Consider the following 13,193-nt stretch of genomic DNA (forward strand, 5'->3'; position numbering starts at 1 on the left):
GATATAGAATTTTATTCGTTATCAGCAGAGCTGATGAAATTCTATATCGCAAGAAAACCTACATTTTAATCGCGGTCATTCATCCTTGATTGGCCTCGACTGGTTTTCTTATCAAAAGCGGACTTTTTGAACATCCTCTTTATGAAAAAGGGGCGACATCCATGAAACGTAATTTATACATTCTGCTCGCCTTTTTGGTGCTGGCGGGTGTTGTAGTTTACCAAAGTGCAGGCGACAAAATCCAGGCTGCCTTTCAGCAGGAGAAGCCGATGCCGACCGAAACGAAGCCGCAAGCGGGATATCTGGCGCCGGCCTTCACGGCCACGGGACTCGACGGGAAGGAATACCGTGTCGGTGGAGTGCAGGACAAGGCTATTCTGGTAAATTTCTGGGCTTCCTGGTGCGACCCGTGCCAGCAGGAAGCGCCCGAGCTGCATGCCTTGGCGGAAAAATACAAGGATGACCTGAATATTTACGGCATCAATGTGACCAAATACGACAACAAGAAAAACGCAAAAAGCTTCGTCGAGAAATACGACGTGAACTTTCCGGTCATGCTGGACCTGAAAGGAACCATTTACGACCAGTACAAAGGAGCTGTGTTCCCGACAAACGTGCTGATCGACAAAAACGGCGTCGTGCAGGATGTGATCCTGGGCATTCTGCCATCCAAGGATCTGGAGAAGAAGATCAAGCATCTGATCGAGTCCTAGTTTAGGTTGAATGGAAGACCCAACGGGTAGACTACCGGAGGTCTTCTTTTTTTGTGTTGATATAGAAAATAAAAGACCGTCCAGGATAACTCCCGGATGGTCTGCTTCAGTTAAGCTGATATGAATGGTTTAGTGATTGACCAGCCCTTGCGACGGTGAAGCCGCTTCAGGTTCCGATGTCTGAAGGATCTGTCCCAGCAGGGCGTAACGCATACTGTCGACCAGCGCCTCCCAGCTCGCCTCGATGACGTTCTCGGACACGCCGACGGTGTTCCAGGACTGGTTGATGTTGCGGGATTCGATCAGTACGCGAACCTTGGCCGCGGTCGCATCCTTCTCATCGAGCACGCGGACCTTATAGTCGGACAGGTGCATTTCCTTGATTGCCGGGAAGTACTGCACAAGCGCCTTCCGCAGCGCATTGTCAAGCGCATTGACCGGACCGTTGCCCTCAGCCGCAGTATAGACGTTGTTGCCGGCGACGTTCAGCTTGACGAACGCCTCGGAAACGACGGCTCTGCCGGCGGTTTTCTCTACCAGCATTTTGAAGGATTCAAAGGTGAACAGCTCCTTCATCTCGCCGCCGGCTTCGCGCAGGAGCAGCTCCAGGGACGCGTCGGCAGCTTCGAACTGATAGCCCTGGTGCTCGAGATCCTTGATCTTCTCGATCACTTTGCGCGAATGCTCGCTCGTGGAGTCGAAGTCCAGGCCCATATCCTGCGCCTTGGACACGATATTGCTCTGGCCAGCCAGCTCCGACACCAGCACGCGCTGCTTGTTGCCGACGAGCTCGGGCACGATATGCTCGTACGTGCGCGAGTCGCGAAGGATGGCGGAGACGTGGATTCCGCCTTTGTGAGCGAATGCCGCGTTGCCGACATACGGCTGGTTCACCGGCATGTTGACGTTGGCGATTTCGCTGACGAAGCGGGCGGTGTTGGTCAGCTGCTTCAGGCGATGTTCGCCGATGCACTCGTAACCGAGCTTGAGCTCCAGGTTCGGAATGATAGAGCAGAGATTCGCGTTGCCGCAGCGTTCGCCGTAGCCGTTGATCGTTCCCTGAACCTGGCGGGCGCCGGCTTCCACCGCGCTGAGCGTGTTGGCCACGGCGAGCTCGCAGTCATTATGCGTATGGATGCCGAATTGGGCCTGAGGGATAAGCAAAGTCAGGCTGGTAACGATCCCGTGAATTTCATGCGGGAGGGTTCCGCCGTTCGTGTCGCACATCACCAGCCAATCGGCGCCGGCTTCCTTGGCTTTCTTCAGCACGGAAACGGCATAGTCCGCATTGTTCTTATAGCCGTCGAAGAAGTGTTCGGCGTCAAAAATGACCTCAAGCCCCTGCTGCTTTAAAAAGGCGATCGAGTCGTAAATCATGGCCAGGTTCTCATCCAGCGTGGTCTGCAGCGCTGTATGGACATGGAAGTCCCAAGATTTGCCGACGAGCGTGGCGGCCTGTACGCCGGATTCCAGAATGCGCTTTAAGTTTCCGTCCTGCTCAGCTTTGCTGTCTTTACGGCGCGTGCTGCCGAAAGCGGTAATTTTGGCGCTCAAGCCCAACTGCTGAACCCTTTTAAAAAACTCGATGTCCTTGCTGTTGCTTCCCGGAATGCCACCTTCAATATATTGTACGCCAAGCTCATCGAGCTTCTTGGCAATCTTCAGTTTATCGTCGGCGGACAAGCTGACACCTTCGCCTTGGGTGCCGTCCCGCAGGGTCGTATCGAAGATGGAAATGGACTTAGACATGGGAGTCCTCCTTTGGAAGTCTTGGAATGATCACTACGTCATTTGTATAATTCATAATTATATCATTTTTACGCGGGAATGTAACAAAGAATTCCTCGTGCAAGAAGGTTCCCAGGGTTCTTGACCTCGTTTCTGGCGAGGGGTATGCTGGATTTATGAATTTGGTAAGGGTGAGAAAGATGGACAAGCCAAGCGTTGATGCCTATTATCCACAGAATGGAAGGGTCATTCTGCATGTCGATATGAACGCGTTTTATTGCTCCGTTCATGAGGCGGAGGAGCCGGAGAAATACCGGGGCATGCCCACCGCGGTTGCAGGAAGCATGGAGCTGCGCAAGGGGATTATCGTCACCTGTTCCTATGCTGCGCGAAAACGGGGCATTTCGACAGGCATGCTGGTCACCCGGGCGCTGAAGCTTTGCCCGGAGCTGATCGTCATCAAGCCTGATTTTGACTTATACCGCAAATACTCCAAGGCGTTTATGAAAATCGCCTATTCCTATACGCCGCTGATGCAGGCGACTTCGATTGACGAATGCTATCTCGATATTACCGGATCGAAGCAGTTCGGGACGCCCCAGCACATCGCCGAGGAAATCCAGCGGCGGATCTATGAGGAGCTCGGGCTGCCGTGCTCTATCGGGATCGCCCCGAACAAGCTGCTGGCCAAGATGGGCTCCGATATGAAAAAACCGAACGGCATCTCGGTTCTTCGCATCCGCGATGTGCCGAACGTGCTGTGGAACAAGCCCTGCGGAGAGCTGTTCGGAATCGGCGGCAAAACGGCGGAGAAGCTGCGCAAAATCGGCATCCATACGATCGGCCAGCTGGCGCGTACGGACGAAGAAGCGCTGATCCGCGTGTTCGGGGTCGTTGGGGCCTGGATGAAGCAGGCGGCGAACGGCATTGACCATTCTCCGGTGGTGGAGGATCGGGAGCAGAGCAAATCGGTCGGGCATACGACGACGCTGCCTCACGACATTAGCGCCAAGGAAGATGTGAACCGGGTGCTGCTCAATTTGAGCGATCAGGTGGCCCGGCGCTTAAGGAGGAAGGAACTGGTCGCAGGCGGGGTGCAGATCACGATCCGGACGCCGGATATGAAGACGATCACGCGTGCCCGCGTGCTGCCTGCCCCGACCGAAAATGCCGAGGACATCTACGAGGCGGCGCGCAAGCTGTATGCGGAGCATTGGAGCTGGGACAAGCCGGTCAGGCTGCTCGGCGTTACGCTGCAGCACTTGGTGCCGAAGGAGGAGTCGGCGATCCAGCTTGATCTGTTCAGCTATGAGAAGCAGCCGAAGAAGGAGTCCCTGACGAAGATCATGGACGAGCTGCGGAACAAGTTTGGGGAGAACGCCGTCGTTACCGCGGGGATGCTCGGCGACGATCCGTCGGCGCTGCTGCGCAACCACCGGGTGCGGGGAACGTCGCTGCAGATGGATTTTGCCGATAAGCGCGACGAGGATCTTCCGTAGGCGGCTAGGGCGAAAGTCACGAAACGAAAATATGTGATTTTTGTCATTGAAGAGATGGCGAAATTTGCGTTACCATATAAATATGGTTTTGCTGCTATAGTGGAGAACATTTCGTTTTTTTTGGATAGATCATTTATATAGATAAATAGAAAGGTAGAGGAGAGCCATGGCCAAATATACTTGGGTTGAGAAAGATACCTGCATCGCGTGCGGCGCTTGCGGCGCAACCGCTCCGGATATTTACGATTACGACGACGAGGGGCTGGCCGAAGTCGTGTACGGCGGCGACAACAACACAGGCAACACCGAAATTCCTGAAGAGATGTACGATGACTTGCAGGATGCCGTTGACGGCTGCCCGACGGATTCCATCAAGATCGCGGACTGCCCTTTTCATAAAGAAGGCTGAAGCAACGCTTCATGCTTACGCCTATGTCTGAAAGCATCCCCCGGCCGAATAGGCCTCGAGGGGGATGTTTTTTTGTTTTCTGCGTGCCGATATAAATAGAAAGAACTTTTGCGCATGGAGGTTACCGTTGAAGAATTCGCTCTATCTCAAAAAATACGTTCAGATGCATCCGGACAATAAAATGGGATGGTATTTGCTGGGGAAGGAATATGAAAAAAGCGGGCAGCAGGGGAAAGCCAACTACTGCTTTAACCAGTCGGGCGGAATTTATGAAGCCTTTGAAACGAGCCGGGTGCCTTCGGATATTTGGCTGGAATACGAACAGAAGCTGCTGAAGCAGGCCGAGGATGCGGAGCGGAAGCGGCGGCGGATCCGCCGGGCGGCGGTTGCTTTGATGATTCTCATTCTGGTGCTGATTCCATCGGTGGAATCGCCGCAGCGGCAGAACCTGGCAGAAGAATCAACGAACTCCGGGGAAGAAGTGCAGGCGGCTGCAGCAGCAGGTGATATGCCGGAGAAAAAGGATACGGGTAAAGGCGAGGGGGCTGCGGCAGAAGACGGACAGCCTGCATCTGGCACGGTGTTTACCGCACTGGGCGAGGACGATGGGGACGGCAAGGCGCACCTGCTAGCGGATGAAATGTCAATCGCGCAGGAATCCAGGAACCGCTTGGCGGTCCTGACCATGAAACGGCAGGGAAAATGGCTGCTGTGGTCGCGTGATCTGCCAGTCTCTTATACGATGCTTTCCGGCGGGAAAGGAAAGATGACCTATCAGTCCTATAATGCCAAAGATTGCGCATGCAAACCGCAGGATCAGGAAGCATTGCAGTCCGCTGCCGCGAAATGGACCCTGGAGCAGGAAGAGCTGGCTTTGCTGTACAGCGCCATGGCCGCCTACCGGGAAAAAAACGGAGCCCTGCCGAAGTCCGTGAACGATCTGACGCGGCCGTTTCCGGAAAATTGGGTTTCGGGGCGGACGCCGCGGATGCAGGAGGCGTTTGCCCCGATGGCCGAATGGATGCAATCCGGCGGAAGTTCCTCTAAGGGACAAGAGGGAGGGAGCGGTGAAACGGCATCCGGTGCCAATACGCCGTCGTCTCCGTTTGCTTCGACATGGGGGCAGGAGCCCTTTTTGCAGGAGCGGCTCGAAATTATCGTCGATAAAGCGGCGCACCGTCTGGCCGTAGTCAGCGGGGATAAGCTCATCCGCAGTTATAAGGTTGGACTGGGGGGAGAGCGTACGCCGGAGGGAAAATACAAAATATCGATCAAGGTGATGAATCCGAACGGCCGGGATGACGGCGAATTTGGAAGCCGGGGCATGCAGCTGTCGGATACCAATTACGCGATTCACGGCACGGACGAACCGGACAGCGTGGGCAAGGACGAATCCAAGGGCTGCATCCGCATGAGCAGGGCGGACATCGAGGAGCTTTTTGATCTCGTACCGCTGGGAACCCCTGTACTCATAAGCAAGGGGGTTCTGCCTGATCTGCCGCTCGTGCCGAAGGAAAGATTCCTTACGAAGCCGAAGCAGGATCAGACGAACCCCCGTCAGACGTATCACTGGCTGTGAATCGCAGCCTTGGAGAAAGGCTTGTCCCAAACGAAAATGCGTTAGATTATAGAATTAAAAATTTACACGTTGAAAATAATCAGAACCGAAATGAGCAGAATGAGCAAAAGCAGGCCGATCCCTACCCAAAGCAACGCCCTCCGGTTGACTTCGTCCTTCTTCTGCTGAAGCGTCGGCGGTTTGCGCTTGGTTGCCATGACGTTCTACCTTCTTTCCTAATCAGATTCAATCTTACCCTCATTGTAATGGCTTTCAATGTAAAATACCAGCAGGAGAAGGGCTTGGAGCCAGCCGGTTCGATCAGGCAAAAAACTTTATTTTTATACCGATTAAGGATAAACTGAAGGATAGAGACAACAATGTGCATGGAGAGGAAGATTGGCTGGTGCTGTACCGAAATTTGGCAAAACCGATATTTTTTAAAATGGATCCGGAGAAAGCTCACCATTTGGTCATCGGCGGACTTCATTCCGCGGGCGCGTTTCCGGGAGGAACGGGCCTACTGCGAAGCATGTACGGCGTGAACGAGACGGCAGACCTCGCAGTGGATCTGTTCGGCATACATTTTCCGACACCGGTTGGACTTGCAGCAGGATTGGACAAGAATGCGGCAGCGGTCGACGGTTTTTCTTCCATCGGCTTTGGTTTTATGGAGGTTGGCACGGTGACGCCGAAGGGACAGCCGGGCAACGAGCAGCCCCGCCTGTTTCGCCTTCCACCCGATGAGGCGCTTGTGAACCGGATGGGATTCAACAACGAGGGAGCGGAGGCCATGGCCAAGCGGCTGGCGGCCATCAAGAACCGCCGGATCCCGGTCGCCGTGAACATCGGCAAAAATAAAGTAACTCCGAACGAGGAAGCCTATAAGGATTATCAGGAATGCCTGCGTACCCTGTATCCGTACGGGGATTTTTTTGTGGTTAACATCAGCTCGCCGAATACGCCGGATTTGCGCAATCTGCAATACGGCAGCGAACTTTCGACATTGGTCCGGCATATTATGGAAGAGATGCGGGCACAAGCCGCCAAGCACGGGGAGTCCAAGCATATTCTGGTGAAAATTGCGCCTGATGTGAGCGACGGCGAGCTGGAAGAAATGGTCGACGCGCTGGCTCCGAGCGGGATCTCCGGCATTATCGCCACGAACACCACAATCGGGAGGGAAGGGCTGAGCCATCCGAACGCCAGGGAAACCGGGGGACTAAGCGGCAGACCGCTGCGTATCCGTTCCACGGAGGTCGTATCCCGGGTATACCGCCAGACGGGCGGCAAGCTGCCGATCATCGGTTCCGGCGGCATTTTTACGGCTGAAGATGCTTATGAGAAGATCAGGGCGGGTGCTAGCCTGGTGGAAATTTATACTGCCCTTATATATGAAGGACCCGAAATCAACCGGAAAATCAACGCCGGGCTGAGAGAGCTTTTGCGTCGTGACGGCTTTGCCCATATCTCCGAGGCTGTGGGGGCAGACCATCACTGAGGGAGACAGACAGGAGGCATGTGAATGGACGGCAGAGATTGGGGATTGTTTCTACTACCGTATGAACAAACCGTTGAGGAACTGAAAGTCAAATTCAAGACGATGCGTGCGGAACTGAAGAAGAGAGAGGAATATGCCCCGATCGAGTTCGTGACCGGACGCGTCAAGAAAATATCGAGCATTCTGGACAAGGCGAAGCGGCTTAACGTTCCAATGGACCAATTGGAGCAAGGGATCGAGGATATCGCCGGCATCCGGATCATGTGCCAGTTCGTCGAGGATATCCGCCGCGTGGCCGAATATATTCGCAAGCGGAAGGATCTGACGGTGCTGTATGAAAAGGATTATATTACGAATTATAAAGAAAGCGGCTACCGCAGTTTTCATATGATCGTGGAGTACCCGGTTCAGACGGCGCTTGGTCAAAAACCGGTGCTGGCGGAGATCCAAATCCGCACGCTCGCGATGAATTTCTGGGCGACGATCGAGCATTCGCTCAGCTATAAGTACCGGGAGAGCCTTCCGGAGAACATCCGTAAGCGGCTGCAGACCGCGGCCGAAGCGGCATCCGTGCTGGATAACGAAATGTCGAGCATCCGTGAGGATATCCTTGAGGCGCAAAAGCAGTTTGAGGACGATTCCAACGTGACCTCTACGCTGCTGGCGATGATCCATCAGCTCTACTTCTATCATCTGGTGAACGAGGCGATGGCGTTCCAGGAACGGTTCAATCAAATCTGGTCCCAGACCGAGCCAGGCAAGCCTCATGACATGGAGAGCATGAGACAGCTCCTCGACGAGGTACGGGAACTGATGGCGGCCTATAAGAAAAGTTCTATCGACGTATTCTCACAGGAGACAGACCGAGATTAGCGGAAATTTTTCTTGCGATCATGAGATGTTTCAGTATCCTTGAAATCTTACAGCCATGATCTAAAGAAAAACGATCCTTCCGATGAAGCATAACATTCGGATTCAGCCCGCTGCCGATCATGCGCAGCGGGTTGTTTGTATGGTCGAGGGCTGATACAATGGGGTCCGGCCAACGATTTTATATTAAAGACAGGATGATGAAGCACATGGCACTTAAGCTGCCGGCTGCCTTTCAGGAACGGATGCGTTCCTTGCTGAAAGAGGAGTATACCGATTTTATGGATTCGTATGATCGTGTGCCGCGCAGCGGCATCCGGGTCAATACGCTGAAAATTTCCACAGAAGACCTGCTGTCCATCGCCCCGTGGGAATTGCGGCCGATTCCCTGGTGCGGGACAGGCTTCTATACCGAAGCGGGTGAACGGCCCGGCAGGCATCCGTATTACCATGCGGGCCTTTATTATATCCAGGAGCCAAGCGCAATGGCTCCGGTGGAGCTGCTGGACGTAACGCCGGGAGAGGCGGTACTGGACCTGTGCGCCGCCCCTGGAGGCAAATCGACGCAAATCGCGGCCAAGCTGCGGGGGACAGGCATGCTGGTCTCCAATGATTTGAATGCTGACCGGACCAAGGCGCTGGCCAAAAATATCGAGCTGTACGGCGTCCGTAACGCGGTCGTGCTGAATGAGCATCCCGACCGGATCGCGGAGAAGTTCCCGGCCTTTTTCGATAAAATTCTGATCGACGCCCCTTGCTCGGGCGAGGGGATGTTCCGCAAAGACGAAGCGATGATCAAGGAATGGGGCGAAGATTCGCCGCTGAAATACGCGGACATGCAGCGCGACATTCTTAGGGCAGCCGCCACCATGCTCAGACCCGGTGGACGGATCGTGTATTCCACCTGCACGTTTTCCCCAGAAGAAAACGAGGGGATGATTGCGGAATTTGTGGCCGCTCATCCAGAATACCGCGTGCTCCCGGTCGGAGGGACCGGTTCTTTTGCCACAGGGGAAACGGATTGGCTGAAGAAACAAGGCTCCGGATTCGGGCATATTCCGGATCAGGTTTGGGAGCAGGTTCGGGGGACGGCCCGGCTGTGGCCGCACCGGATTGAAGGCGAAGGGCATTTCCTGGCTGTCCTGCAGCATGAGGCGGACCCCGAGTCTGCCGCCGAAGCGGAACGGGTCAGAGACGCGCTGCTGAGCAGCACGGCTCCGGCGGAGTCCGCTGACCGGCCTAAGGGCAAGGAACGGCCGACGCGAAACGCCAAGCCCATGAAAGGAAAACCGCCGAAAAAAGGTGCGGGGAACCAGGGCGAAGCCGCACCAACGGCCGCGTATGAAGCTTTCATCCGCGAGCATCTTCTTGGCTTCGTGCCGGGGGGCCATACGGTCGTCTACAGCTCCCATATTTATCAATCGCCGCTGCCGCCAAGCCTTCTCGACGGGCTGAAGGTCGTCCGCCCGGGCTGGTACATGGGCGATGCCAAGAACGGCCGCTTCGTTCCAGCCCATCCGCTGGCGACGGCGCTGCATCCCGGCGAGTTCATCCGGGTCATCCGGCTCGATTCCGGGAGCGGCGAAGCCGTTCGTTATTTGAAGGGCGAAACGCTGAGCATTCCCGAGGAACGCGTGGAATGCGGAGGCGAAGCTTCGCCCAAGGGCTACGCCCTGGTCTGCATCGACGGCTATTCGGCCGGATGGGGCAAGTGGCAGGAGGGCATGCTGAAGAACGAATATCCGGCAGGCTGGAGGTGGACATCCGCATGAGCAAGCAGGGCAGAACGACACTGCGGTTGGACAAGGTGTTAACGCATATGGGATATGGCTCCCGGAGCGATATCAAGAAGAAAATCAAACAGGCGGGGGTTACCGTCAACGGAGTCCGGGCCAAGGACAGCGGCATGCATGTCGATCCGTATAAGGATGACATCCGGATTGACGGGGAACAGGTGCAGTATAAGGAATTTATCTATCTCATGCTGCACAAGCCGCCGGGCGTCGTCTCGGCGACCGAGGATACACGAGACCGGACCGTGCTGGATCTGCTGGAACCGGAGCATTTGGCATTCGAGCCGTTTCCGGTCGGGCGGCTGGATAAGGACACGGAAGGCCTGCTGCTGCTCACGAACGACGGCAAGCTGGCGCATGAGCTGCTGTCGCCCAAGCGGCATGTTCCCAAAACATACGAGGCCGTCGTATCCGGCGACGTGACCGAAACCGATGTACAGCAGTTCGCCTCCGGGGTCACGCTGGACGACGGTTATGTTACGCTGCCCGGCGAACTCACCATTTTGCGCAAAGAGCAGCAGGGGGACGAGGTTGTCTCCCACATCTCCCTTGTGATCCATGAGGGGAAATTTCACCAGGTGAAGCGGATGTTCCAGGCTGTCGGGAAAAAGGTCACCTACCTCAAGCGCGTGCAGATGGGGGAACTGAAGCTGGATGAAGGCCTGCGCATCGGGACTTACCGTGAGCTGACGGAGGATGAGCTGCTGCAGCTCGGGAAGGATGAAACATCCCGATAACATTGGCATACTACAATAGATCAAAGACCGGCTCGTTTTAGAACAGATACAGATAGAGATATTACGGCAAAGGATGGATGGAGCATGAAATACAAACTGATTGCATTGGATGTCGACGGCACACTGCTTAATGATGAGCATGAAGTAACCGAACAGACGCAGAAGACGATTCAGGAGGCCGCGCGTCAAGGTGCTGAAATCGTGCTGTGTACCGGGAGAGGACCGCAAAATTCCATTCCGTTTATGGAACAGATGGGGCTCTCCGGCTACGTCATCAGCCATAACGGGGCAGCGACGGTGAAGGTGGACACCCGGGAAGTGGTTCACCAATACGCGATGGACGCCAAGGCGATCGTGCCTTACCTGGATTACTTCCGGAAGGAAGGCGTGCATTTTGACGTTAATACGGCGTTTCAGATGTTTGTCGACGACGTTGAGGGACTGGCTGTGGAAGTGCGCAGCATGTATGAAAACTATCTGATGCTGCCTTCGGTTCTGCCGCCGCTGCATGACCTGAGTGATCCGATCGTCAAGGTCACGGCGTTTGGGCAGCCGGACACGATGGACCGGGTACATCAGGACATCGCGGCGTGGACGCCGGAATTTAACATCCTGCGGAGCGGCGAATACTTCGTCGACCTGATGCATCCGGAAGCGTCCAAAGGGAACGCCCTCAAGCAGCTCGCCGAACGGCGCGGCTACCGGCAGGAGGAGATTCTGGCGATCGGCAACTATTATAACGACATTACGATGCTCACCTACGCCGGCCTTGGCGTGGCGATGGATAACTCGCCGCTGGAGGTTAAGGCCGCAGCTAATGAGGTGACGGCTTCGAACAATGAGGACGGCGTGCACGCGGCGCTGCTGAAATACTGTTTGTCGTAATGAAAAAAAGAGCCTTCCTACGGCTTCAGCTTGGTACACGCTGGCGTAGGAAGGCTCTTTGCTGTTGATGGCCGGTGGCTAGTGCTGCCGCAGGCCTTTGGGCAGGTGGTTTTTGAGCTGCCCGCCGCTGGCCTTGCCCCAGCCGAGCGGCAGGCCGTCCACGGCCGCGAGCACCCAGCCCTTCAGGGAGGCATCGACCTGAAGGGTCTCGCCCCGCAGGTAGGCGGAGACCTGCGGGTCCTCCGCGGCCAGCGTGATGCGCTTGGCCGTCTGCTGCGGGGAGAGAGCCATGGCGAGCGCATGCGCCGGCTCGATCCGGTTTTTCTTGAGGTGGGCCAGGTGGAGGCCCGCCCGCGGCACTTTCAGGCCCTGGAGCTGCTGTTCCTGCAGCAGCTCCCCGCCTGGAAGCAGGTACAGCGATTCGCCGAACAGAATCGGCGTACCCGCCGGCAGCGCGAAGTCCGGCAGCTCCTCATCCGCCCAGGCCTGGAACGCCTTCAGCGCAGACGAGGCGTCCTGGAGGCCGGCTTGCGGCTTGCCGTTTCCGCTGCGGCCTTTTCTTCGCGGCCGCTGCCGCTCGCTTGGCGAGGCCTCCAGGGTGTGCCCGCTGCCGCTGGGTTCTCCCTGTTTCTGGAGGAGGGCGACAAAATGCCCTTCCCCCGCCTCGCGATACGGCCACAGCCGCTTCATGGCGATGATTTCCATATCGGCATAATAAGCCGTAAAGCGCTCCATCATGTCTTCATTTTCGCTGCGGTTAAATGTGCAGGTTGAATAAGCCATCGTACCGCCGGGTTTTAGCATGGCGTATGCCTCCTGCAAAATATCCCACTGCCGGGCGGCGCACAGCTCGACCAGCTGCGGCGTCCATTCCGCGATCGCCCCGGAGTCCTTGCGGAACATGCCTTCGCCCGAGCATGGGGCGTCCAGCATGATCCGGTCAAAAGCCTGCGGGAAACGGCGCGACAGCTCGTCCGGCGCCGCGCTTGTAACTACAGCGTTAGTAACGCCCATACGCTCGATGTTCTCGGCCAAAATTTTCGCCCGTTCCGGGTGGATTTCGTTCGAGACGAGCAGCCCTTCGCCCTTCATTTTCGAGGCGATATGGGTGCTCTTGCCGCCTGGCGCTGCGGCTAGGTCCAGGATCGTCTCGCCGGGCTGCGGATCGAGCAGCTCCACAGCCGACATGGCCGACGGTTCCTGGATGTAATATAAACCGGCCGTGTGGTACGGATGCTTGCCGGGCCGGACGTTCTCCCCGTAATAGTAGCCGGTGCTGCACCAAGGAACCGGGGTCAAGCCAAACTCCCGGATGACGGCCTCCTTCAGCTGCGGCACGCCCGCAAGCTTTAAGCCGTTGAACCTGAGTCCATGCGTTCTCGGCCGCTCGTAGCTGTCAAGAAATGCTTCGGTATCGCTTCCCAGCAGGGGTTCCATCTGTCTGACAAAAGCTGCGGGGAGTTCCTGTTTACTCATTCGTTACATACTCCTTTATTCAAC

The 13,193-nt window shown here is 56.1% G+C and carries 12 protein-coding genes; 9 read left to right on the forward strand and 3 right to left on the reverse strand.

All coding sequences use genetic code 11. From position 1 onward, the window contains the following. Positions 1-161: 161 nt before the first annotated feature. Positions 162-713 (forward strand): TlpA family protein disulfide reductase, encoded by a 552-nt coding sequence (locus IAE55_RS10495; protein WP_105441567.1) that lies wholly within the window; start codon positions 162-164, stop codon positions 711-713. Between the two features lie 129 nt (positions 714-842). Here IAE55_RS10495 and cimA read toward each other — a convergent pair whose 3' ends face one another. Next, the gene (cimA, locus tag IAE55_RS10500) at positions 843-2,462 is read right to left on the reverse strand and encodes a citramalate synthase (RefSeq protein ID WP_200631994.1); all 1,620 of its coding nucleotides are present in this window, start codon (positions 2,460-2,462) and stop codon (positions 843-845) included. A gap of 155 nt (positions 2,463-2,617) precedes the next feature. Here cimA and IAE55_RS10505 point away from each other — a divergent pair, with 155 nt between their 5' ends. The 3 genes from IAE55_RS10505 to IAE55_RS10515 all read left to right on the forward strand — a co-directional run bounded on the left by IAE55_RS10505 (position 2,618) and on the right by IAE55_RS10515 (position 5,928). Beyond that, positions 2,618-3,940, forward strand: a complete 1,323-nt coding sequence (locus tag IAE55_RS10505) for a DNA polymerase IV (RefSeq protein ID WP_234489426.1) — start codon at positions 2,618-2,620, stop codon at positions 3,938-3,940. A gap of 166 nt (positions 3,941-4,106) precedes the next feature. Beyond that, positions 4,107-4,349, forward strand: coding sequence for a ferredoxin (locus IAE55_RS10510; RefSeq protein ID WP_105441564.1), 243 nt, complete (start codon positions 4,107-4,109; stop codon positions 4,347-4,349). Positions 4,350-4,476: 127 nt separating this feature from the next. Continuing rightward, positions 4,477-5,928, forward strand: coding sequence for a L,D-transpeptidase (locus tag IAE55_RS10515; protein ID WP_145159791.1), 1,452 nt, complete (start codon positions 4,477-4,479; stop codon positions 5,926-5,928). A gap of 62 nt (positions 5,929-5,990) precedes the next feature. Here the strand turns inward: IAE55_RS10515 and IAE55_RS34110 are convergent, their stop codons facing one another. Continuing rightward, positions 5,991-6,125: a hypothetical protein gene (locus tag IAE55_RS34110; protein ID WP_258167940.1), complete on the reverse strand. Its 135-nt coding sequence runs from the start codon at positions 6,123-6,125 to the stop codon at positions 5,991-5,993. A 188-nt stretch (positions 6,126-6,313) separates the two neighbouring features. On the opposite strand from IAE55_RS34110, the gene IAE55_RS10520 reads away from it, so the two are divergent. The 5 genes from IAE55_RS10520 (at position 6,314) to IAE55_RS10540 (ending at position 11,693) form a co-directional block, all read left to right on the forward strand. Further along, the gene (locus tag IAE55_RS10520) at positions 6,314-7,408 is read left to right on the forward strand and encodes a quinone-dependent dihydroorotate dehydrogenase (RefSeq protein WP_105441866.1); all 1,095 of its coding nucleotides are present in this window, start codon (positions 6,314-6,316) and stop codon (positions 7,406-7,408) included. A gap of 24 nt (positions 7,409-7,432) precedes the next feature. Then, positions 7,433-8,281 (forward strand): GTP pyrophosphokinase, encoded by an 849-nt coding sequence (locus IAE55_RS10525; RefSeq protein ID WP_105441562.1) that lies wholly within the window; start codon positions 7,433-7,435, stop codon positions 8,279-8,281. A gap of 206 nt (positions 8,282-8,487) precedes the next feature. Continuing rightward, positions 8,488-10,050: an RsmB/NOP family class I SAM-dependent RNA methyltransferase gene (locus tag IAE55_RS10530; RefSeq protein WP_200631995.1), complete on the forward strand. Its 1,563-nt coding sequence runs from the start codon at positions 8,488-8,490 to the stop codon at positions 10,048-10,050. Next, positions 10,047-10,808, forward strand: coding sequence for a pseudouridine synthase (locus IAE55_RS10535; RefSeq protein WP_200631996.1), 762 nt, complete (start codon positions 10,047-10,049; stop codon positions 10,806-10,808). The genes IAE55_RS10530 and IAE55_RS10535 overlap by 4 nt, the downstream gene beginning before the upstream one ends. Positions 10,809-10,892: 84 nt before the next feature. Further along, entirely contained in the window at positions 10,893-11,693 is an 801-nt protein-coding gene (locus tag IAE55_RS10540; RefSeq protein WP_105441560.1) for a Cof-type HAD-IIB family hydrolase, read from the forward strand. Positions 11,694-11,771: 78 nt separating this feature from the next. On the opposite strand, the gene IAE55_RS10545 is transcribed toward IAE55_RS10540, so the two are convergent. After that, a complete protein-coding gene (locus IAE55_RS10545; RefSeq protein WP_200631997.1) occupies positions 11,772-13,169 on the reverse strand; it encodes an RsmB/NOP family class I SAM-dependent RNA methyltransferase in 1,398 nt (465 codons plus the stop codon). Between the last annotated feature and the right edge of the window lie 24 nt (positions 13,170-13,193).

Source organism: Paenibacillus sp. S28 (genome assembly GCF_016624415.1).
GTDB lineage: Bacteria > Bacillota > Bacilli > Paenibacillales > Paenibacillaceae > Paenibacillus_AQ > Paenibacillus_AQ favisporus.